Source organism: Neobacillus sp. NPDC093127, assembly GCF_044754175.1.
Lineage (GTDB): Bacteria > Bacillota > Bacilli > Bacillales > Cytobacillaceae > Neobacillus.
In genome coordinates this window covers 536,321-557,695 of sequence record NZ_JBIVOP010000001.1, presented here as the reverse complement: position 1 = coordinate 557,695, position 21,375 = coordinate 536,321, and the positions used below count along the sequence as shown (strand labels likewise).

Below are 21,375 nucleotides of genomic sequence, written 5' to 3'. Positions count from 1 at the left end.
TGCACGAAGGATATGGAAGGATTTTCCCCTAGTCTTAGATTTTTCATTGAACTAACCGATGTAAAAACGGCTGTATGGTTACAGTATTTATATATTGTAATTTTATCGGCAATTGTATATAAGTTAGGCTTTGCAAAAAAACTGCCTCTTTTGAAAAACATAGTAATTTATTTCTGCCTCTTAATTGGCTGCTTTGTAATGCTGATTTTTTCTTATGCACTGCCAATTGCGGAAGGACTAGCGGGTGCTGCGCTTTTATTAATTATTTATAAAATCCGCTTACACCAAACGAAAAAGCAGCAGACAGAAGCAAAATAACGGGGGATACCTATATGAAATCCTTACAAGATGCACTTTATAATTGGCTTACGATAAAGGTTGTTTGTGATGCTCGTCCTGAGGATACAGCAGCAAAAGAAACACTTGAATTTTTTGATGATATGTTAACAAATCAACACCATGTTTCGAATCTCGAAACGACTACAGATGAATTGATGTATTATCTTTCATACCAGCAAGGCGAAGAAATTAAAAAAGCGCGCTATCCGCGTGAATTAATTGAAATCATGCTCGACCAAATTAATAATGAGCCTGAAAAGTATGAGAACTATCCAACAGAATAAGAAAAAAACCCGCTTGCAAATCCGTTAAGATTATTGCAAGCGGGTTTTCTTTACTTGTGTCCAGCTCCAGCGCCCTAGCGGCTATTGTCCTTCGCACTCCGCCCTACGATAAGTCAACATCGGTAAACGAAGTTCACCGTGTTTCCTTTATCTCAGTTGGAGTGCTCCAGGCCATACGCCGCTGAACAGGGCGCTTGCGCTTTTCTATTACCAATCATCTTTATCAGACTTAGCACGATATAACTTGAAATTACCTGTATCGATTCGAGCGTTTGTTTTTTCGGTTATTCTCGAGCTGCATTCATTGCACATATATGTATGGATTGGACGATTCCGCAGGCGCTTGGCTGCTAACGATTCATCTTCTATCGCTTCAATTTTATCGCAGATCACACACTTTACTCTCATTAAGGCACCTCTTTTAATTCTTTCTAAATCAGAATATTTATATTATAACATGGCAGCACATTGGCAAGTAAATCAATTGCGTTTATATTGATGAAAAAATGGGATAGTAGTAATATGAGAATATCTGTTTAAACAGAATGAAGCAAAATTAAAGGGGTTGTAAAGATGGCAAATCAAGTAGAGCCAAAGCTCATCAGTCCATTATATGAAGGGCTGCAAAAAGAACGGTTCGTAACCTTAGCAACAATTGACCATGAAACAGGAGGGCCAAACGTCAGTGCTATTTCATGGATATTAGCAAAAGATGACGGTACAATTTATTTTGCTGTCGATAATCGTTCCAGAATACTGGAAAATATTAATAAAAATGATAAAGTGGTTATCAATTTAATTGCTAACGAATCTACATATTCAATTCAAGGGGATGCCCTTGTTAAAGAAGAAAGACTACAAGATGTACCACTAAAGCTTGCCTTGGTTGAAGTTACAATTAGAGAAGTACGGGACGTTATGTTTTACGGTTCGAAAATTATCACAGAAGTTCAGTATGATAAAACATATGATAAAACTGCGGCAGAAAAGTTAGATAGACAAGTTATGGATGCAATGAAAAAAGCTTAGGATTCCTAAGCTTTTTCCATGCCCTTATTTATGATTATTTGATTGGTCTTTTTGTTCCTTTTTTAGCTTATCTTCTTCATTTGCTGGGAGCCTTTTGTCTGGTTTTTCAGTTGCATTTTTCGGGCTTGGGGTAATTAAATCCCCTGGTATTTCCGGCATTAATCGACCTGCAACATCTGCAAGCTCCTCCATAATACCTCTAATTGGCTTGCCTTTTTTAATATCCGCTTGGATTTCCTTTAACCGCTCAGTTGTGTCAGCATCTGCTACGACAACAGCATTGGCGCCATGAGGGTCTTTTTTTAAGCTTTCTGCCACAGAATACTTAATTGACCCGACTTGGGAACGGTCAAGTTTAGCATTTACGTCGATGCCGACAATCGCATATCTCCCTAATACCACTGCAGTTGCATCATTCACATCGGGAATGCTTGTTGCAAGATGAACCAGGCGCTTGGATATTTGTTGACCCGACTTGCGGTCAGCACTTTCAATATAACTGTTTTTTACATTCACTAACGAATGGTTTTCGCTTTTAGCAATTTCCTTATTTCTATTGGTATTGCATCCGCCTAAAAGCAAACATAGTGCAGCCATCATAAAGATCATCTTCATTTAAAACCCTCCAAGATGCATGATTAAAAGGTTAAATAATTACTAACGCTAGAATTTAACCATCCTTGAGTGCTTACTTACATTTATTGTGCGGAAATCCTTCTATCTTTATTCTGATTCACATATATTTTACCAAAGTCCTATAAGCGCAAATTGGTTGTTGAAACATTTTTACAATCTAGACAACAAGTGAAGCGGGAGGCGTCGCTTTGAGTAAAATATACGTGTTAGATACAAATGTCTTACTGCAGGACCCGTATTCCCTTTTTTCCTTTGAAGATAATGAAGTGGTTATTCCAGCAGTAGTTCTCGAAGAAGTGGATTCAAAGAAAAGATACATGGATGAAATCGGGAGAAATGCACGGCACGTATCGAGATTAATTGATGGTCTTAGAGCTTCAGGAAAGCTTCATGAAAAAATCCCTCTTGAGAACGGGGGAACCATTAGAATTGAATTAAATCATCGGGCTTTTCATGAGCTGCAGGAAATATTTGTTGAGAAAACAAACGATAATCGCATACTTGCGGTGGCTAAAAATTTATACTTAGAAGAACAAGCGAAGGAAAATGGCAAACCAGTAATTATAGTAAGTAAGGATGCCCTCGTGAGAGTAAAAGCAGATGCTATTGGTTTAACAGCCGAAGATTTTTTAAATGACCGAGTGGTTGAAATAGATCATATATATACAGGTTTTTTCGAGGTCCTCTTGCCAATTGAATTATTAGGCCGCTTCTATGAAAAGGGGGAATTATTCCTTTCTGAGTTTGCCAGCCATCCGTTTTATCCCAATCAATTTCTTCTGATGAAGGATGCCCTTGGCAGTTCTACATCAGCGATTGGGATGGTGGACAAAACAAGTAAGAAGGTAAAAAAATTAGCCTTAAATCAAGAGCATGTTTGGGGAATCCACTCCAGGAATGTGCAGCAGACGATGGCGATTGAATTATTGCTGCGAAAGGATATCCCGCTCGTTACCTTAACAGGAAAAGCTGGGACTGGGAAAACACTACTTGCGCTTGCTTCTGGATTAATGCAAACGGAGGATTTCAGAGAATATAAAAAGCTATTAGTGGCCAGGCCGATTGTACCCGTCGGAAAAGACTTAGGGTTCCTGCCAGGTGAAAAACAAGAAAAGCTTAGACCGTGGATGCAGCCAATTTTTGATAACCTAGAATATCTCTTTAATACAAAAAAGCCAGGCGAGCTGGATGCTATTTTAGCCGGCATGGGTTCGATTGAGGTGGAGGCATTAACATATATTCGCGGCAGAAGCTTACCTAAACAATTTATTATCATTGATGAAGCACAAAACTTAACGAAGCATGAAGTAAAAACAATCTTAACCAGGGTGGGAGAGGGCAGTAAGATTGTGTTGATGGGAGATCCGGAACAGATTGATCATCCATATCTCGATGCCTATAATAATGGTCTTACCTTTGTTGTTGAAAGGTTCAAGGACCAAGATATTTCAGGACATGTTAAACTATTAAAAGGAGAACGGTCAGGCTTGGCAAGGCTGGCGGCTGACTTGTTATAAAAAAGGCGGGTGCCGTAATGGCACCCGTCTTATTTTACTGTAAAGCCTCTTACATTTTTAATCGGATTCTGCTGATTGGTGCCATCACCGAAGTAGACATGAACCGGTCCATCAGCATTTAACGGTTTGCCTGTATCTGAGAAAGCCAAGATTAAATCACATGCACTTTCAAAAGGTACTTCGTATTCCCCATCTGTACTATGAATGACCAATGTATTTGCCTCATCAGCAGGCTCGGAATTTACTAAAAAAGGTTTGAAAGGAATTCCGAATGTCCCAGTTAATACTTTTTCCTTTTCAAATTTTTTTTCTGTTTTTAACGTCGGAGGATAAATGGCTCCCTCCATAATTTCGCGGTCCCAGTGTTTTGAAACAGTCTTCGTATAATCTTCCAATGAATCAGAGTTTCCTTTTTTTGTTGAAAAATAAGTAGTTAAATCGATGCGCCGGTCATCAAAAATCCAAACGCTTGGTTCAAGCGTAATCGTATACTTTACTTTCCCGGATATGATCAAAATAGTTTCCATCTTTCCTACCTCCTAAAGGCTAACATGAATAAGTATAACTTTTTTTAGAGTGAATGTCATAAAAGTAACTCCTGTATAGTAATATCTTCATTGTTCTTGCAATTTTCGCTTGTAAACGGTAAAATTTATAGATAAGTTGAATTATCGCTCTGAATTGGGGGGATTAATGTTGGCGTCTGAAATAATCGTGAATCACCAGGAAAAAGCCTATGCCTTATTGCAGGCTGACGCTGAAAAGATATTAAAGCTTATCAAAGTACAAATGGACAATCTCACGATGCCTCAATGCCCTCTTTATGAAGAGGTGTTGGATACACAAATGTTTGGCCTGTCGAGAGAAATAGATTTTGCTGTCCGTTTAGGCTTAATAGATGGTAAGGATGGAAAAGCGATTTTAGATCAATTAGAGAGTGAATTATCTGCGCTTCATGATGCATCCTTAAGAAAATAAGAAAAATGAACTCAAACAATAACGATGAATTGTTTGAGTTTTTTATTTTCTAACTTAGATATCAGAATATTCTTTATTAAATTTTTATAACAAATAAACTTTCCTCAAGTCATATCATTCGTTTTCTATTATAATAGAGTAGAGTTTATCAATTTTGAAAATGAGGACAACCTAAATGATTAAAAAAATAGTGAAGTCATATGATTATACGTTAATTATAGCTATTATCCTTTTATGTGCTTTTGGTTTAGTTATGATTTACAGTGCCAGCATGGCATGGACTGTTCAATATTATAAAAAGCCAAGTGATTTCTATTATCAAAGGCAAAAATTGTTTTTATTAGCTTCTTCTTTTGTCTTTATTTTTTGTGCAATTGTTCCATATAAAATGATGCAATTTACAAAATGGTTTCTCGCCCCAATGGTTTGTATATCTATTTTTGGTCTTTTAGGCTTGGATGTTTTTGGACATGTCGCCGGCGGTGCACAAAGCTGGTATCAAATTGGTCCGTTTAAAATCCAGCCATCTGAGTTTGTAAAGCTTATTGTCATCATCTATTTGGCTGCTGTTTACGCAAAAAAGCAGGCATATATTAATCAATTTAATAAAGGAGTCCTGCCTCCATTAGTATTTCTGTTTATCGTTTGCGGTTTAATTATATTACAGCCTGATTACGGTACTGCCTTTATTATCGCCGTAATTGCGGTCACCATTATTTTTGCATCCGGAATGAATTTTAAAAGTATTTCGAAATTAATCATCATGGCTCTTATTGTCCTCCTGCCGATTGTTTTTGTTGCTAAAGATAAAATACTTTCTGAGAAGCGTGCAAACCGATTTGCTGTCTTAGATAATCCTTTTGCTCCGGAACTCGTAAATGATGCAGGCTTTCACTTAGCCAACTCCTACATCGCTATTGGTTCAGGTGGTGTCAATGGTCTTGGTTTAGGAAAAAGCATCCAAAAGCTCGGTTATTTGCCTGAAGCACATACAGATTTCATTATGGCAATCATTGCCGAAGAATTAGGTATTTGGGGAGTAAGCTTCGTTATTATTCTTTTGGCTTATATCGTCTTAAGAGGAATTTATATTGGTTTACAATGTAAGGATCCTTTTGGGAGCCTGCTTGCGATAGGGATTTCTAGTATGCTTGGTATTCAATCATTTATCAATTTGGGGGGGATATCAGGAGTTATTCCGCTTACAGGTGTACCGCTGCCATTTATCAGCTACGGCGGTTCCTCGGTGTTAATGCTTGCTGCCGCGGCTGGAATTCTCGTAAATGTTTCGATGTTTACGAAATATGAAAAAACATACAAAACTAAACAGGTACAAGAGAACAAAAAGAAACAACAGCGAGACGGAAAGGTTTTCTATATTTAATGTTAAATGAAAAAAATTAGCTGCCGGGTGTAACCCGGCAGCCTTTTTATCGATGATTTCTTTTTGACCTTGAGTATAACAAGAGAAAATAACTTAATACACCAAACAAGCAAGTAATAAAGAAGGCGTGCATTAGTGCGATGTACAAATTTAATCTGCTGAAAATAATGAAAGCACCTGCAATAACCTGTAATGAAACGAGAATGAAAGAGATAATCCATCCCCAATATAAAACCTTTTGCTCTTTGTAACGGCGAATGGTCAAAATAAAAATGTAAGTTATCCAGATAAAGATTAAACCCGCTGCGGCCCGATGTCCCATTTGCACCCATTCATACATGTTAGCAGGTAAGGAGGGGGCGTCATTTAAGCATAAAGGCCAATCACGGCAAACGAGGCTTGCCTTTGTGTGACGGACCAATGCCCCCGTGTAAATGACCAGATAACTATAGATGGAAACACCGATAATATGAAAGCCCATTCTCTTATCAATATAAACTTTTTCTGCATCAAACTTCTTATCAATTTCAAATATAAGCAATGTCAGCAAAAATACTGATGCAAATGAAATCAGCGAAATGCCAAAATGCAGGGCAAGGACAAACCCTGATTGTCCCCATTTTACTGCTGCCGCCCCAATTAAACCTTGTAAAAGTAAAAAGAAAAACGAGAGAAAGGAAAGGAATTTGGTTTCTCTAATATGTCCAATCGCCTTCCAGGACCATATCGAAAGGATGAGAACCAAGACTCCTACTACCCCTGAAACTAGTCTGTGTGCAAGCTCAATGACTAACTCCGGGGATATTTCTAATGGAAGAAATTTACCATGGCATAAAGGCCAGGATCTCCCACAGCCCATCCCTGATCCAGTTTTTGTAACTAATGCCCCGCCAAGTAAAACTATTATCATTCCGATGGTGGTCGCAATCGCCAGCCACTTCAAAGAACGTCGCAAAAAACTCACCTCTTATAAAAGTTCGATAATTTGTCAAAAAAAAATCTTGACAGTATAATGGAGAAAAAAGTAGAAGGATAAAAAGTACCTACTCATCATAACGAATTCCCAAGGAAAAGAACAGAAATTCAGCTTAAATTTTGCAAGGTAAATTAAAGCCGAAGATAGACTACTCGATAACGTTTATTTTCCACTATTATTATAGTGGAAAACGTTGAAACTTCCATCATAGTCTGTTAGTAATATTAATAGAAGGATTATTATTTGTAGGATTGCTTATATTTTTCCAAATTAGCCGGTCTAAAATCCGATAATGAAAGATAAGAAATTTTCAGACACAATTTAGTCAAAAATTATTCAAAAAAAGTTCACAAAAATATCGGAAAGTGTGATTTAATATACAGAGAAAGTGTTTTATAAATCACTATATTTTTTTAAAACGGACAATTAAGTATCGATAACCCTCAAATGGTGAATATTTGTTAATAAGGATTAGGAGGAGAAATAAATGTCCAACTCTAAGGCTTATGGAGAAGCAGCCATAGAAAATGGTGCTGGAAGCCTGAACTCTACAATAGAAAAAACCTCTTTATTGAAAGACTTTACGGCCTTAATCAAAATTGGGATTGTTAATTCAAATCTAATAACCACTTTTACTGGATTATGGCTTGCACTTCATTTTACTGGTCAAAGCTTCCTAAATAATTTAGATATCGTGTTTTTTACGGTTGCAGGTTCTTCCCTAATCATTGCAGGGTCATGTGCTATAAATAATTATGTTGATCGAGATATTGATCATTTAATGGAAAGAACGAAAGCAAGACCAACAGTTACTGGAAAAGTGCTTCCTGTGAAAGTTCTCCTCTTAGGTATTATCTTGATTGGACTGGGAACACTGTTTTTATTCTTTACAACGATGACTGCAACAGTAATTGGACTGCTTGGAGTTTTTAGTTATGTTTTCTTGTACACGTTATGGTCTAAGCGGCAGTTGGTTTCTAACACCATTATTGGAAGCATCTCAGGCGCAGTGCCGCCGCTAATCGGCTGGGCTGCTGTAGATGCAAACCTTGATATCATGGCATGGGCATTGTTTGTCCTTATGTTTGTTTGGCAGCCTCCGCATTTTTACGCTCTCGCCATGAGGAGAGTAAAAGAATACAGAGCAGCTGGAGTGCCAATGCTGCCTGTAGTGAAGGGTTTTAAAACAACTAAAATCCACATCGTAGTTTGGGTTGCGGCACTATTGCCAATCCCATTTTTTCTAACCAACTTAGGAATCCCATTTCTAATTCTTGCAACCGTATTAAATATCGGCTGGCTTGCATTAGGGATTTATGGATATAAGATCAAAGATGACATTAAGTGGGCAAAACTAATGTTTGTTTATTCATTGCAATATTTAACTATTATTTTTGTGGCGATGGTCATTGTTACATTAATTTAGTTTTGTTTCACGATTCTTTTCTGTACTGGAAAAGAATAATCTACATACTTCTTTGATCAACCAGAAAAAATTTACAATTTAAAAGTGAAAGAGGGGTTTGATTTAGCTATGAAAAGGCTTGCAAAATGGCGCCTATTATCGTTATTTGCGGTTTTAGCGCTTGTGCTTTCCGGATGCCGCGGTGAAAATTTTGTTTCGGCGTTAAGGCCTGCCGGTGAAGTTGCAGATATGCAATTTGATTTAATGAAGCTAAGTACGTATGTTATGGTCGGGGTAATCCTTGTCGTAATGATTATTTTTGTGATCATCTTTTTCCGCTTTAGACGAAAAGATGATAACGATGAAACAATTCCTAAACAGGTGGAAGGAAGTCATAAACTAGAAATTCTATGGACCTCTATTCCGATTCTTTTACTCTTAATCCTGGCTGTTCCAACTGTTTCTGCTACATTTAACCTTGCAGATGTTTCACCAATGGAGAAGAAAAATTCAAAAGCTCTTGTTATTAATGTTCGTTCCCATTTATATTGGTGGGATTTTGAATATCCAGGTCAGAAGCTGGTAACAAGCCAGGAACTGGTTGTTCCAACGAATGAAAGAGTTTATTTTAACCTTAAATCATTAGATGTAAAACATTCTTTCTGGATTCCAGCCGCTGGTGGTAAATTAGATACCAATACGGATAATATCAATAAATTTTGGTTAGAGTTTGATGACAAGCGTTCAAATGAAGCTGGAAACCTTTTCTATGGAAAATGTGCTGAGCTTTGCGGTCCATCACACGCATTGATGGACTTTAAAGTAAAAGCAATCAGCCGTGATAAGTTCGATGCGTGGGTTACGGCAATGCAGGATATAAAAGAACCGCAAAAAGCACAAAGTGATTTGGCTGTTCAAGGTCAAGATATTTTTAATAAAAGCTGTATCGGCTGTCATGCTGTGACACCTGAAAACAAAATGCCTGATACTGCGCGACAAGCGCCAAACTTAACCAACTTTGGTGACCGCTCTCGGATTGCCGGTATTTTAAAACATGATAAAGAAAAATTAAAACAGTGGATCAGTAATCCTGAACCCTATAAACCAGGCAACTTGATGACTGGAAAATATGGTGAGATGTCTCCTCAAGAGCTCGACGCATTAGCAGAGTATTTAATGGGCTTGAAGGTTCAGGAATAATAGGGGAATTGGTTGAAAGGGAGGTAAAATTGTGAGTACCATTGCTCAAAAAAAGGGATTTGGCGGAACGTTATGGGACTTTTTAACAACAGTTGACCATAAAAAAATTGCCATCCTATATCTTATTGCAGGTGGATTTTTCTTCGTTGTCGGCGGACTTGAGGCTGTATTCATCCGAATTCAACTTGCAGTGCCAAACAATGATTTTGTAAGTGCTGGAGCATTTAATCAAATTATTACGATGCACGGAACAACGATGATTTTCTTAGCAGCCATGCCGCTTTTATTTGCCTTTATGAATGCGGTTATGCCGCTTCAGATTGGTGCTCGTGACGTAGCATTTCCGTTTGTAAATGCACTTGGATTTTGGTTATTCTTTTTCGGTGGAATATTCCTTAACCTTTCATGGTTTCTAGGCGGAGCACCAGATGCAGGCTGGACATCATATGCTTCCCTTGCGATTCATTCTAAAGGTCATGGCGTTGACTTCTATGTCCTCGGGTTGCAGATAGCCGGTCTTGGAACGCTGATAGGTGGAATAAACTTCCTGGTAACGATTATTAATATGCGTGCACCTGGTATGACGTATATGAGGATGCCGTTATTTACCTGGTCTACCTTTGTTGCTTCAGCGATGATTTTATTTGCTTTCCCGCCATTAACTGTCGGCTTGACATTAATGATGTTTGATCGTTTATTCGGCGCTAATTTCTTCGAAGTGGCAATGGGTGGTAACACTGTAATTTGGGAACATCTTTTCTGGATCTTCGGTCACCCTGAAGTTTACATTTTGATACTGCCGGCTTTCGGTATTTTCTCGGAAATTTTCGCTATCTTCTCCAGAAAACGTCTATTTGGTTATTCATCCATGGTCTTTGCAACCGTGTTAATTGGTTTCTTAGGGTTCATGGTATGGGCTCACCATATGTTCACAACTGGTTTAGGGCCGGTTGCTAATGCTATATTCGCAGTTGCTACAATGGCGATTGGTGTACCAACTGGTATTAAAATATTTAACTGGCTGTTTACGATGTGGGGCGGCAGTGTTAAGTTTACGACGCCAATGTATTATGCCTTCGGCTTTATCCCATCCTTTGTATGCGGCGGGGTAACAGGGGTTATGGTTGCGACGGCAGCTGCCGACTACCAGTATCATGATACGTATTTTGTTGTTGCTCACTTCCACTATGTTATTGTTGGTGGTGTTGTATTGGCGATTCTTGCAGCTACCCATCTATGGTGGCCGAAAATGTTTGGTACGATGTTAAATGAAACATTAGGAAAGATTACCTTCTGGTTCTTCTTTATTGGTTTCCATTTAACATTCTTTATCCAGCATTTCTTAGGTCTTTGGGGAATGCCGCGCCGAGTGTTTACTTACCTTCCTGGGCAGGGATTCAATGCCTCTAACATGGTAAGTTCAATTGGTGCCGCCTTTATGTCAATCGGTGTTCTTGTACTGCTCTATAACATCATAATGACACAAGTGAAAAATGTTAAAGTGGGTAACGATCCATGGGGAGATGGAAGAACACTTGAATGGGCAATTCCATCACCACCGCCATTTTACAACTTCAAGCAGCTGCCGCTTGTTCGCGGGTTAGATGCTTTATGGTTAGAGAAAATGGCTGGTAAAAAAGGCATGACACCGGCTGAACCGCTAGGCGATATTCATATGCCGAATGCGTCATTCATTCCGTTTATGATTTCGTTTGGATTATTTATTGCCGCTTTCGGAGCGATGTATCATAAAGATTATTCATGGGGACTCCCAGTCATCATTTTGGGCTTACTCGTGACCTTTGGATCAATGTTCTTACGTTCTATTAAAGATGATCATGGCTTCCATATCCACAAGGAAGACTTAGTAGAAGATACTGAGAAGGGGGTTAAGGCATAATGCACGCTGAAGAAAAAATGACGCATGAAAAATGGCCTGCTGCGCCGGAGAAAACAACCCTTGAGGCAAAAAATAAATTCATAGGATTTTGGTTATTCTTAGGGGGAGAGACAACCCTGTTTGCCTCTCTCTTCGCTACCTACCTTGCATTAAAGGATAAGGTTCCAAGCACCGAAGCGGCTTTAGCAAAGGATTTATTTGATTTACCATTAACATTTGTCGCGACAATGCTTCTTTTAACAAGTTCGTTAACAAGTGTTTATGCAATGTATCACATGAAAAACTTTGCGTTTAAAAAGATGATGGTTTGGCTAGGGCTAACGGTATTATTAGGTTTCGGTTTCCTTGGGACTGAGGTTTATGAGTTTAGCCATTATGTGCACACATATAAGCATACCTTTACAAGCAGTGCATTCGGGTCTGCCTTCTATACATTAGTTGGTTTTCACGGTGCACACGTAGCCTTTGGTTTATGCTGGATTTTATCATTAATGATCCGCAACTCTAAACGTGGCTTAAGTCTTTACAATGCACCAAAGTTTTATGTCGCAAGTCTTTACTGGCACTTTATCGACGTAGTCTGGGTGTTTATCTTTACAGTAGTTTATTTAATGGGAATGGTGGGATGAACTGATGACAAATCAACAGTTAAATTCAGGTAACCCAAGTGTTGACATTGAATATCGCCGCCGCAAGAATGCGGAGGAAATGAGATATCAAGTTGTTTCGTTTTCGTTAATGATTTTCCTAACCTTAATTGCGTTTGCTTCAGTGGCAATGAAGGGTTTTACCTCATGGTTTACCGTGCCGTTTATCTTGCTTTTAGCGGTCGTACAGGTAGTGTTTCAGTTGTTTTATTTCATGCATATGAGCCATAAAGGTCATGAAGCTCCACAATTGTTTTTGTTTTCTGGAGTGTTAGTTGCAATGCTTACTGTATTGACATTTGTTACCATCATTTGGTGGTAAGTCCAAAAGAAAATCGGCGTTTTGCCGATTTTCTTTGTTAAGAAGGTAAATACCATATCTTTGCTTACTGTTTTTTTAATGGGTATAATGAAGACAGGATTCTTTTACTATATTTCGAGGTGAGATTTGGTGCTTACATTAAATATTTTTGGTTTTAAAGCCCTTTGGAGCCCGTATTTTTTATTATTTATACTTGCAGTTATAGCTGCCTATTTTTTCATTACCGTTAAATTAAGAACAAGATTTCATGGTAGTGAGCCGTTAACTGTAAAACAAGCCTCATTGTTTTTAACTTCGATGGCTATTCTTTATGCTATTAAAGGCTCTCCGCTGGATTTAATGGGACATTTAATGTTTTGGGTCCATGGAATAACCATGGTTGTCCTAGTATTATTGCTGCCGCCATTGTTCATTAAAGGGATTCCAGCATGGCTTTGGAGAAGCATATTAAAAATTAACGTTCTTAATGCTTTATTCAACTTATTTACCAAGCCAGTTATCGCAGTTCTGTTATTTAATGGTCTTTTTTCTTTCTACCATATACCGCTAATTTTTGATCATATCATGCAAAATCGCTTTTACCATGGAGGCTATTCTTTCCTTTTATTCGTGGCGGCAATTTGTATGTGGTGGTCATTAATCAGCCCTCTTCCGGAATATAAGCCATTAAGCGGAATTAAAAAAGTAGCTTTTTTATTCGCAAACAGTATGTTAATCACACCCGCTTGTGCACTGATTATTTTTTCAGATTCTTCATTATATGCAACCTATCATGACCCGGAAGTTTGGGGTCAGGTTATGAGTTTATGTGTTGGACCTTCCACATTTTCAAATTTGAATCTAAGTGGACCAGAGTTGTTTAGCTCGATGTCATTGGTCGATGACCAAAGGCTAGGCGGTGTAGTGATGAAAATTATTCAGGAAATCATTTATGCTGTTGTGTTAGCCCAAGTATTTTTTGAATGGTATCGTAAAGATCAGGAAGACTCAGAACGAGAAATGAACAATTTCTTAAATCCAACACCTGCAGAATAACCTCCATTTGTATGGAGGTTTTTTTAACGGATTATCGGAATTAATTGATAAAGATAGGGAACTGGATTAATATTAAGGGAGAATATATTAAAGTGAGGAAATTTGAATGAATTCTTTACCCATTTTACCAACGATAAGTACTACTTTCATTGTTTTAAGTGCCATAACGGTAGCCATTGGCTGGTGGCAAATAAAACAAAGGAAAATTGAAGCCCACAAAAAGACGATGTTTTTTGCCGCTGTTTTTGCTCTTATCTTTTTTATTATTTATGCATCACGGACTATTTTTATCGGGAATACTGCTTTTGGCGGTCCGGACAATATCAAAATCTATTACACCATCTTTTTAGTTTTTCATATCACGTTAGCTACCATTGGAGCGGTATTCGGGGTTGTTTCGTTACTGACAGGATATAAAAATAAACTGTCCATCCACCGCAAGCTTGGCCCGATAACGAGTTTCATTTGGTTCTTTACTGCAATTACTGGGGTGGTTGTTTATTTATTATTATATGTGTTCTACAAAGGCGGAGAGACCACATCAATGATAAAAGCGATTCTCGGACTATAATTGAAAGACGCATGAAAATATTCATGCGTCTTTTCTGTGTTTATAGTGCAAATTGGCTAACTTCTTCTTTCACTGTCTCGAGAATCTTTTTACAAGAGTTTACAAGAGAAGTCGGGAAGTTTTCACCTTCACCATATTCGACGCCATGCGGATAATAATGCTTTCCTAGGAATGGTGTCATTAATTGAATCGTTGCCTTGAAAGTATCAACGTCTCCTTCAAGCGCATAACCTTGAACCCGGAGGTAAAATACACCTTCTTTTAATTCAAACTTGCGATCATATGTAACACGTTCGTAGTCCCATTGACCTGCACGTACTAAACCGTGTTTTTCCATTACTTCATCTAAACGGTTTAAATCTGCCTTTAACTTTTCAATACCCGTATTCTCGAATTTCATCAAAAATCCCTCCTAAAACGATTGCCATTATCACTATGTTACCCATTTTTGATAGTACAGCAAGTATAATTCATTTTAATAATAGTTGAAAATGTTACAACTTGCAATGGATTCATGAAGCGAATAAAACAATCATCCTTGGAAACCCTATAAATTGTTAATAGCGATTAAAAAAAAGGGGCGATACAATGGGAACAATTCGTGATATTATGACTGATGAGATTGAGTGCTGTACATTATTAGATAATGTTTTTGAAGTTGCCGTGAAAATGAAGGAACTAAATGTGGGTGCCATACCAATTGTTGATCAAGATAAACTAGTTGGAATGATTACAGACCGAGATATTGTGATAAGAGGCGTTGCAGAAAAACACCCCGGTTCAACAAAAGTAGAAGCGATCATGAGTAACGACCTGATAACTGTTACGCCAGATACCTCTAGTAAAGAAGCGGCAAAGGTAATGGCGGAGCATCAAATCCGAAGATTACCAATTGTTGACGATGGTAAGTTAATTGGAATCGTTTCACTTGGTGATTTTGCCATTAATGAATTAACCGACGACCAGGCAAAGGAAGCACTGTCGGAAATATCCGAACAAAATTATAATGGTGTTCAACATTAAAAAACAGATTCACTAAAATAGTTTTTTTAATAGGCTGTGTTAAAGAATATTGTTGATCTTGATCACAATGTTGATTGGAGTGGAAGGCGCGAGACTCCTGCGGGAGCAGCGGGACAGGTGAGACCCCGCAGGCGCGCAATTCGCCGAGGAGGCTCACCGCCCGCCCCGCGGAAAGCGAAGCGCCTGGAACGGAAATCAACATTCCCTTTTAACACAGCCTTTCCATAAACAAGGTACACACTGTACCTGTTTTATTTCGTTAATGACTATTACTAATCATGATATAGATGATATAATTATTTTATCATCTATTAAATGATAGAAAAGTAATAGAGAGGGTGTAGACCTCTGCGAACACTTAGTCGAATTCTGATACTTTCGGTAATTTTCTTAACAATTGGTTTTTATGTTAACATAAATGAAAAAAATGAAAATAATGTTTTGATAAGGGAAGATCATACTTCGGAAATGAAGCCATCTTTACCTGCGTCCGATAATAAGCCAACCAAAAAAACTGTTTCTGAAAAACCAAAAGAGGGATTAGCATTATTAATCGGACAAGATATCACAGCTTTAGAAAAACAACTTGGCACACCAGCACGGATTGATGAATCGATGTATGGTTTTCAATGGTATATTTATAATCAGGACTACAGCCATTATGTTCAGGTAGGTGTTGAAAATAAGCTGGTTGTAACGATTTATGCTGTTGGAGAAAGTCTGGATGTTGCTCCATTTGAAATCGGACAGCCTGTGGAGGAAATATTTAATACCCAATATATCGATACAAATATAAATCTTGATATAAACGGAAATTCCTATCGTTTTGAACTGAACGATAACGATCTAAACCTTCGTCCAATGGTTCAATTAGGTGATATTTATGTTCAGCTCTATATTGATAAGTTTACTGGGAACCTTTCAAGTGTGCGTTTTTTGAACACACAAACATTGATTAAACAACGACCATATGAGCTTGTCTACAGCGGTGAATTAATTGAGCCTCCTGCACCAAGTGAGGATACGTGGAAAATTATTGAATACGGTACGGCAAAGGAAATTTTTGATATTACCAATGTTTTACGAATGAGGCATAACCTAAAACCACTGATATGGGACGAGATTACGGCTGAAGTCGCATTTGGACATAGCAAGGATATGTTTGAAAACAATGATTTTTCCCATACATCCAAGAAATTCGGCGACCTCGACACTCGATTAAAGGCAGCGCAAGTCGACTTCGTGGCTGCTGGTGAAAATATTGCAGCAAAATATACGGATGGGCCGGCTGTTGTGGAAGGCTGGCTGAATAGTAAAGGTCACCGGGAAACATTATTAAATAAGGATTATTCGCATCTTGGAGTAGGGGTATTTCAAAAGTACTACACACAAAACTTTATTCAAAAAGTGGAGCCATAAAAAAGGTGACAATCCTGTCACCTTTTTTCCATTTCATAATGATTAAATATAAATTTGTTTCCTTCCCAGCTGCCATAAACAAGGATTACTTTCCCGACAGAAAACGACTCGATTTTTATATCTTTAACAATCGGCGTTACCTTTTTGGCGGTAATTAATTTTGTGTCTGTTTGGAGGTTAATTGTCTGTACAAATATGTAACGATGGTAATAAAACCGTTGCTTATCCTCCACAATACTTTTAATTTTCCCTGTTAAAACGGCTTCTTCCCTTACATTACCAACAGCAAGCCATTTCTCATCCTGTTCCTTCATTTCTTTTCTAGTCAGCCAAAAAAAGTATAAACAAATGATTGGGATAACAATCGCGGTGACCATTATCGATCAGACCCCTCGATTTATTTTTTAATGATAAAAAAAGTCCCTGTTGCATAGGCGATTTTTTTCCCATCACTACGAAAAGCTTCCCCGGATATAACATATGTTTTACTTCCTTTATGAATAATTTCAGCTTTACAGCGGAGTGATTCGCCTATTCCCGGTGCGATGTAATGGATATTTAGCTGATTCGTTACAGCTCCAAAGCCCTCGGGAAGCAGGTAATTTACTAAGCTTCCCATCGCAGTATCCAGAACCGTCGCGGTAATCCCGCCATGAATAATGTTTAGATTATTATTAATAATCGGATTAATCGGAATCGTAATCTCACAAGATTCTTGGTCCATCGTTCTTTCCATTTGGAGGATCCCATCAATAAACGTGCTCTGCTTTCGATTAATTTTCTTTTGGACTGCTCCTAATAGGCAGGAGAGAGCATTTAAATCTATCTCAGAGCCATTTTCGATACATGATTCTAATAATTGACGTAATTCGTCTTTCATTCCCTTTACCTCTTTCATTTCGTTTTCTTTTGCTATCTTACCATTCACAAGGATAATTATAAATATTTTCGTATCCATTTGAGTTTTCACCTTTCTCCATTTCCTACATATTGTATTATTGGCGATGAATATGGGCAGAGGTGAAAAGTATGACGCAAAAAAAATTGCACCCTTCCGTGCTAAAGTTCAAAGAATTCGTAAAGAATAATCCGAAAGTCATCCAAGAGGTTCGGAAAGGGAAGGCGACCTGGCAAGAATTATATGAAGATTGGTACCTATTAGGCGAGGAAGATAAGCGCTGGGAATCAATTGGAACAGAAACTGAATCAGAACCTGAAACCAACACCGAGGCCAAGGGTGATTGGATGTCCAATATCATGGGAATGGTCAAGAAAATGGATCCAAATCAAATGCAAAATCATATTACTAACTTAAGTCAGGCGTTAGGAGCTATTCAGGGTGTTATCGCACAATTTCAAGGGGGTAATCCAACGGCAGGTGCCGTAAAGCCGCCAGAAGGGCCAAAGAATCCCTTTGTATTTAGAAAAGATTAATGGAGGGGAATCTTAACCGATGCGAAGAGAAGTACTAGAGTATATAGGACAACAGAAGGACCTAAAGCAATTTTTACGGGAACAGCCTCACTGGTATCGGAAGCTGTCAAGAAATCCATATGATATACAGTCTCTTGAAGTTGCATCATTACATTATTACAAAAAAACGATTCCTGATCAGGTCGAGAAATTCTCAAGCGGCGTCCAAATGGCGAATATGATGTATCAAATGTTTCAGGTAATGAAGACTCAAAATTAACAAAGGACCACATTCAAGCAGATGTGGCCTTTTTTTAATGACGTAACAAGACTAAAAAATATAAAGGAGGCGAACAATACTGGAAAGAAGGAGTGATTGGTGTGAAAGGGGTAATTCCTAAAGCTCTAATTTTACTGTTAATGGGAATCGCAATAGGATGTCAAAAGGATTTGCCAAAGCCTGAAACGAAACCAAAAGTCGTGATAATTGAACAAACAAATAAGAACCAGTTCGAAATTTTACCGGTTTATAACCAAAATTCTAAAGAAATACCGTCTTTAATCGTGAGCCATAAAACAAGAGGAAGTCAAGTGATGGTCGAGTGTATCGTTACCGGAATTAGCTTCCGTGAATCTGACCGCACTAAGGAAAAGGTTGGCAAAATGGTTGTTTGGATCGATGGGAAAAGAACATCTGAAGCCTCCGCAGCAGCCTTTATTATTAAAGGACTATCACCGGGAAGCCACAAATTAAAGCTCGAAGTTGTTAAATTAAATAATGAACCATACGGATTAGCAAAAGAATTTATGGTAAATATCCCTAAGTAAAAGGTAATTTTCGCTTTCTCCAATTATTAATGTTAAAATGTTTTTGGAGGTGGGCGTACATGCTTGCTACGTTAGAGAGAATCGAACTATTGGAAAATGCTGAATACTTAGCCAGGATGGTCTTAGAATCCGATATAGCAGAACAATACCAAATTTGTTTATATAAAATGAGAAAAAACAAGGAAACACAGCGGAAGATAAAGCAATTCGTCAACCTAAAGGAACTTTATGAAGAGGTTCAGCGCTTTGGCAAATACCACCCTGATTATAAACGGGTCATGATGCAAATTCGCGAATTTAAACGGGAAATGGATTTAGATCCCCTTGTTGCCGAGTTTAAGATAGCTGAAAATGATTTGCAAGGCCTCTTGGATGAAATCAGTATGTTGGTTGGCGGCGCAGTTTCCAGCCATATTAAGGTACCAACAGGCAACCCATTTTTCGATACGAAGTCTAGTCATGGCAGCGGCTGCGGCGGCGGAGGAAGCTGCGGTTGCGGGTGATAAGAAAAGCGCAAGCGCCCTGTTCAGCGGCGTATGGCCTGGAGCGCTCCAACTGAGATAAAGGAAACACGAAGAGCGTAAGCGATTCGATGTTGACTTATCGTAGGGCGGAGAGCGAAGGACACTAGCCGCTAGGGCGCTGGAGCTGGACAATTCTCAAAGTCAAAAATTTATCCTTTCTTATCTTTCAAGAAAAGCAGCAAAAAAGTTTGAATTGATAAAGTTTGTTTTAATATGCTAAACTTATGTAAAATGATGGTTTTGCTGAAGGGGAAAAAAGTATGTTTGTTCAAAGGCAAGGATTAGTTGTTTGGCTTTATTCATTAAAACAAGCTAAAATGCTAAGGCGCTTCGGAAATGTACATTACGTGTCAAAAAAGCTGAAATACGTCGTCTTATATTGCAATCAAGAAGAGCTAGAGGGAATTATGGAAAAGTTAAATTCCTTTTCATTTGTAAAAAAGGTAGAACCCTCCTATAAACCATTCTTAAGAATGGAATATGAGAATTCAGCACCAGATAAAGCGAAGGAATATGATTATAAAATGGGTATTTAAAAGGTGGGGCTCCCCTGAGCCTCACCTTTTTGCTGTGATGAAATATTTATTTGAGCGGGAAAATTTATTAAAAGTACGTATAAGCTTTTTGGTTGTGGAAATAATGTTAGTAACAACATCAATTCGAGGATGTTGTTGCCAACCGCGGAGAAGACTTACGTTTCCCCATAAGTTCTTCCTCCGGTTTCTCCTCTCCCTTTGCCTTCTATCCTTTATGAGGATGTGGAAGGACCCTGCAGAATTTTTCTGCAGGGTTTTTTTTTCAACTGATTTGTGTACTTTTTGTAAATTATGATAGGATGGATAAAGAAATGGGATTTAATAAAAAAATGTGGTGATATGTTAGTGAGAGTGGTGTCAGGAGTTTGTAAAGGAAGACCCCTTAAGGCGGTACCTGGAAATTCAACCAGGCCGACTACGGATAAAGTAAAGGAAGCATTATTTAATATGATTGGACCTTATTTTGACGGGGGAATAGGCTTAGATTTATTTGCCGGCAGCGGGGGATTAGGTCTGGAGGCATTAAGCCGTGGATTGGACAAGGTTATTTTTGTTGATCGTGATGCAAAAGCGATTCAAGTGATCCATGAAAATATTCAGGCCTGTAGATTTGAAGAACAAACAGAGGTCTATCGTAACGACGCAAGACTAGCATTGAAGGCGCTTATTAAACGAGAAATGAGCTTTGATTACATATTTTTGGACCCGCCCTATAAATTACAACAGCTGGTCAGTTTGATGGAGAAAATCGATAACCATGATTTAGTAAAACCTAACGGAATTATTGTCTGTGAGCATAGTTTTGACGTCGGATTACCGCAAATGGCTGGTCGATTTAAGCAAATGAAACACGAAAGGTATGGAGTTATTGCTGTGACGATTTATATGCGAAACAATGGAGATTAAGGGGGAGACATTTTGTCAAGCATTGCTGTTTGTCCAGGGAGTTTTGATCCAATTACCTATGGCCATGTAGATATCATTCGCAGAGGGGCACAGGTTTTTGATAAGGTATATGTTGTTGTTCTGAATAATTCAGCAAAAAATCCGCTGTTTACTGTTGAGGAAAGAATTAGTTTAATTAAAGAAGTGACCAAGGATATTCCAAACGTAATGGTGGATGAATTTTCAGGCTTGCTAGTCGAATATGCAAAAAGTGTCAAAGCAAATGCCATTCTTCGGGGCTTGCGGGCAGTTTCCGACTTTGAGTACGAAATGCAAATTACATCGATGAATAGGGTACTCAATGAGGAAATTGAAACTTTTTTCATCATGACGAATAACCAGTATTCCTTTTTAAGCTCCAGTATAGTGAAAGAGGTTGCGAAGTACAACGGGAACATATCAACCCTCGTCCCGCCGATTGTTGAAAAGGAATTACAGAAAAAATTTGTGCATAAATAATTTTA

The 21,375-nt window shown here is 38.2% G+C and carries 29 protein-coding genes; 22 read left to right on the top strand and 7 right to left on the bottom strand.

Features of this window, described 5'->3' with window-relative positions:
• Positions 1–12 precede the first annotated feature (12 nt).
• Both ACIQCO_RS02765 and ACIQCO_RS02760 read left to right on the top strand, forming a co-directional pair.
• On the top strand, positions 13–318 hold the full coding sequence (locus ACIQCO_RS02765) for a YlaH-like family protein (protein ID WP_400425667.1): 306 nt from the start codon (positions 13–15) through the stop codon (positions 316–318).
• Between the two features lie 14 nt (positions 319–332).
• Positions 333–623: a hypothetical protein gene (locus ACIQCO_RS02760; protein WP_400425664.1), complete on the top strand. Its 291-nt coding sequence runs from the start codon at positions 333–335 to the stop codon at positions 621–623.
• A 207-nt stretch (positions 624–830) separates the two neighbouring features.
• On the opposite strand, the gene ACIQCO_RS02755 is transcribed toward ACIQCO_RS02760, so the two are convergent.
• The gene (locus tag ACIQCO_RS02755) at positions 831–1,031 is read right to left on the bottom strand and encodes a YlaI family protein (RefSeq protein ID WP_400425662.1); all 201 of its coding nucleotides are present in this window, start codon (positions 1,029–1,031) and stop codon (positions 831–833) included.
• Between the two features lie 165 nt (positions 1,032–1,196).
• Between ACIQCO_RS02755 and ACIQCO_RS02750 the strand changes: the two genes are divergently transcribed.
• Positions 1,197–1,652 (top strand): pyridoxamine 5'-phosphate oxidase family protein, encoded by a 456-nt coding sequence (locus ACIQCO_RS02750; RefSeq protein ID WP_400425659.1) that lies wholly within the window; start codon positions 1,197–1,199, stop codon positions 1,650–1,652.
• Positions 1,653–1,676: 24 nt separating this feature from the next.
• On the opposite strand, the gene ACIQCO_RS02745 is transcribed toward ACIQCO_RS02750, so the two are convergent.
• The gene (locus ACIQCO_RS02745; RefSeq protein ID WP_400425656.1) at positions 1,677–2,267 is read right to left on the bottom strand and encodes a YhcN/YlaJ family sporulation lipoprotein; all 591 of its coding nucleotides are present in this window, start codon (positions 2,265–2,267) and stop codon (positions 1,677–1,679) included.
• Between the two features lie 209 nt (positions 2,268–2,476).
• On the opposite strand from ACIQCO_RS02745, the gene ACIQCO_RS02740 reads away from it, so the two are divergent.
• Positions 2,477–3,805: a PhoH family protein gene (locus ACIQCO_RS02740; protein ID WP_400425653.1), complete on the top strand. Its 1,329-nt coding sequence runs from the start codon at positions 2,477–2,479 to the stop codon at positions 3,803–3,805.
• A gap of 29 nt (positions 3,806–3,834) precedes the next feature.
• On the opposite strand, the gene ACIQCO_RS02735 is transcribed toward ACIQCO_RS02740, so the two are convergent.
• Positions 3,835–4,332: a molybdopterin-binding protein gene (locus tag ACIQCO_RS02735; RefSeq protein ID WP_400425650.1), complete on the bottom strand. Its 498-nt coding sequence runs from the start codon at positions 4,330–4,332 to the stop codon at positions 3,835–3,837.
• A 169-nt stretch (positions 4,333–4,501) separates the two neighbouring features.
• Here ACIQCO_RS02735 and ACIQCO_RS02730 point away from each other — a divergent pair, with 169 nt between their 5' ends.
• Both ACIQCO_RS02730 and ACIQCO_RS02725 read left to right on the top strand, forming a co-directional pair.
• Positions 4,502–4,783 carry an Fpa/YlaN family protein gene (locus ACIQCO_RS02730; protein ID WP_400425647.1) on the top strand — a complete coding sequence of 94 codons (282 nt, stop codon included), beginning with the start codon at positions 4,502–4,504 and terminating at the stop codon, positions 4,781–4,783.
• A 175-nt stretch (positions 4,784–4,958) separates the two neighbouring features.
• Positions 4,959–6,167 carry an FtsW/RodA/SpoVE family cell cycle protein gene (locus ACIQCO_RS02725; RefSeq protein ID WP_400425644.1) on the top strand — a complete coding sequence of 403 codons (1,209 nt, stop codon included), beginning with the start codon at positions 4,959–4,961 and terminating at the stop codon, positions 6,165–6,167.
• A 46-nt stretch (positions 6,168–6,213) separates the two neighbouring features.
• Here the strand turns inward: ACIQCO_RS02725 and ACIQCO_RS02720 are convergent, their stop codons facing one another.
• Positions 6,214–7,122, bottom strand: coding sequence for a COX15/CtaA family protein (locus ACIQCO_RS02720; RefSeq protein WP_400425641.1), 909 nt, complete (start codon positions 7,120–7,122; stop codon positions 6,214–6,216).
• Positions 7,123–7,630: 508 nt separating this feature from the next.
• Here ACIQCO_RS02720 and cyoE point away from each other — a divergent pair.
• The 7 genes from cyoE to ACIQCO_RS02685 all read left to right on the top strand — a co-directional run bounded on the left by cyoE (position 7,631) and on the right by ACIQCO_RS02685 (position 14,223).
• Complete coding sequence (cyoE, locus tag ACIQCO_RS02715) at positions 7,631–8,569, top strand: heme o synthase (protein WP_400425637.1); 939 nt, start codon at positions 7,631–7,633, stop codon at positions 8,567–8,569.
• Positions 8,570–8,677: 108 nt separating this feature from the next.
• On the top strand, positions 8,678–9,748 hold the full coding sequence (coxB, locus tag ACIQCO_RS02710; RefSeq protein WP_400425625.1) for a cytochrome c oxidase subunit II: 1,071 nt from the start codon (positions 8,678–8,680) through the stop codon (positions 9,746–9,748).
• A 31-nt stretch (positions 9,749–9,779) separates the two neighbouring features.
• Positions 9,780–11,648: a cytochrome c oxidase subunit I gene (ctaD, locus tag ACIQCO_RS02705; RefSeq protein ID WP_400425622.1), complete on the top strand. Its 1,869-nt coding sequence runs from the start codon at positions 9,780–9,782 to the stop codon at positions 11,646–11,648.
• Positions 11,648–12,277, top strand: coding sequence for a cytochrome (ubi)quinol oxidase subunit III (locus ACIQCO_RS02700; protein WP_400425619.1), 630 nt, complete (start codon positions 11,648–11,650; stop codon positions 12,275–12,277). The genes ctaD and ACIQCO_RS02700 overlap by 1 nt, the downstream gene beginning before the upstream one ends.
• Before the next feature lie 4 nt (positions 12,278–12,281).
• Entirely contained in the window at positions 12,282–12,617 is a 336-nt protein-coding gene (gene ctaF / locus ACIQCO_RS02695; RefSeq protein ID WP_066084992.1) for a cytochrome c oxidase subunit IVB, read from the top strand.
• A gap of 129 nt (positions 12,618–12,746) precedes the next feature.
• Positions 12,747–13,652 (top strand): cytochrome c oxidase assembly factor CtaG, encoded by a 906-nt coding sequence (gene ctaG / locus ACIQCO_RS02690; protein WP_400425615.1) that lies wholly within the window; start codon positions 12,747–12,749, stop codon positions 13,650–13,652.
• A 106-nt stretch (positions 13,653–13,758) separates the two neighbouring features.
• Positions 13,759–14,223 carry a DUF420 domain-containing protein gene (locus tag ACIQCO_RS02685; RefSeq protein WP_400425612.1) on the top strand — a complete coding sequence of 155 codons (465 nt, stop codon included), beginning with the start codon at positions 13,759–13,761 and terminating at the stop codon, positions 14,221–14,223.
• Positions 14,224–14,263: 40 nt separating this feature from the next.
• Here the strand turns inward: ACIQCO_RS02685 and ACIQCO_RS02680 are convergent, their stop codons facing one another.
• Complete coding sequence (locus tag ACIQCO_RS02680) at positions 14,264–14,623, bottom strand: YugN family protein (protein WP_400425609.1); 360 nt, start codon at positions 14,621–14,623, stop codon at positions 14,264–14,266.
• A gap of 188 nt (positions 14,624–14,811) precedes the next feature.
• Between ACIQCO_RS02680 and ACIQCO_RS02675 the strand changes: the two genes are divergently transcribed.
• Together ACIQCO_RS02675 and ACIQCO_RS02670 are read left to right on the top strand one after the other, a co-directional pair.
• Entirely contained in the window at positions 14,812–15,246 is a 435-nt protein-coding gene (locus ACIQCO_RS02675) for a CBS domain-containing protein (RefSeq protein ID WP_400425606.1), read from the top strand.
• A gap of 468 nt (positions 15,247–15,714) precedes the next feature.
• Positions 15,715–16,665, top strand: coding sequence for a CAP domain-containing protein (locus tag ACIQCO_RS02670; RefSeq protein ID WP_400425603.1), 951 nt, complete (start codon positions 15,715–15,717; stop codon positions 16,663–16,665).
• 17 nt (positions 16,666–16,682) lie between these two features.
• Here the strand turns inward: ACIQCO_RS02670 and ACIQCO_RS02665 are convergent, their stop codons facing one another.
• Entirely contained in the window at positions 16,683–17,042 is a 360-nt protein-coding gene (locus tag ACIQCO_RS02665) for a hypothetical protein (RefSeq protein ID WP_400425600.1), read from the bottom strand.
• A 20-nt stretch (positions 17,043–17,062) separates the two neighbouring features.
• The gene (locus tag ACIQCO_RS02660) at positions 17,063–17,623 is read right to left on the bottom strand and encodes a PaaI family thioesterase (protein WP_400425597.1); all 561 of its coding nucleotides are present in this window, start codon (positions 17,621–17,623) and stop codon (positions 17,063–17,065) included.
• 71 nt (positions 17,624–17,694) lie between these two features.
• Here ACIQCO_RS02660 and ACIQCO_RS02655 point away from each other — a divergent pair, with 71 nt between their 5' ends.
• The 7 genes from ACIQCO_RS02655 (at position 17,695) to coaD (ending at position 21,370) form a co-directional block, all read left to right on the top strand.
• Positions 17,695–18,099, top strand: a complete 405-nt coding sequence (locus ACIQCO_RS02655; protein ID WP_400425594.1) for a YlbD family protein — start codon at positions 17,695–17,697, stop codon at positions 18,097–18,099.
• Between the two features lie 19 nt (positions 18,100–18,118).
• Entirely contained in the window at positions 18,119–18,358 is a 240-nt protein-coding gene (locus tag ACIQCO_RS02650) for a YlbE-like family protein (RefSeq protein ID WP_400425591.1), read from the top strand.
• 101 nt (positions 18,359–18,459) lie between these two features.
• The gene (locus ACIQCO_RS02645; RefSeq protein ID WP_400425588.1) at positions 18,460–18,906 is read left to right on the top strand and encodes a hypothetical protein; all 447 of its coding nucleotides are present in this window, start codon (positions 18,460–18,462) and stop codon (positions 18,904–18,906) included.
• 59 nt (positions 18,907–18,965) lie between these two features.
• Positions 18,966–19,409: a YlbF/YmcA family competence regulator gene (locus ACIQCO_RS02640; RefSeq protein WP_400425586.1), complete on the top strand. Its 444-nt coding sequence runs from the start codon at positions 18,966–18,968 to the stop codon at positions 19,407–19,409.
• 281 nt (positions 19,410–19,690) lie between these two features.
• On the top strand, positions 19,691–19,966 hold the full coding sequence (locus ACIQCO_RS02635; RefSeq protein ID WP_400425583.1) for a YlbG family protein: 276 nt from the start codon (positions 19,691–19,693) through the stop codon (positions 19,964–19,966).
• Positions 19,967–20,311: 345 nt separating this feature from the next.
• A complete protein-coding gene (gene rsmD, locus ACIQCO_RS02630; RefSeq protein ID WP_400425922.1) occupies positions 20,312–20,872 on the top strand; it encodes a 16S rRNA (guanine(966)-N(2))-methyltransferase RsmD in 561 nt (186 codons plus the stop codon).
• A 12-nt stretch (positions 20,873–20,884) separates the two neighbouring features.
• Positions 20,885–21,370, top strand: coding sequence for a pantetheine-phosphate adenylyltransferase (gene coaD / locus ACIQCO_RS02625; protein WP_400425580.1), 486 nt, complete (start codon positions 20,885–20,887; stop codon positions 21,368–21,370).
• Positions 21,371–21,375 lie beyond the last annotated feature (5 nt).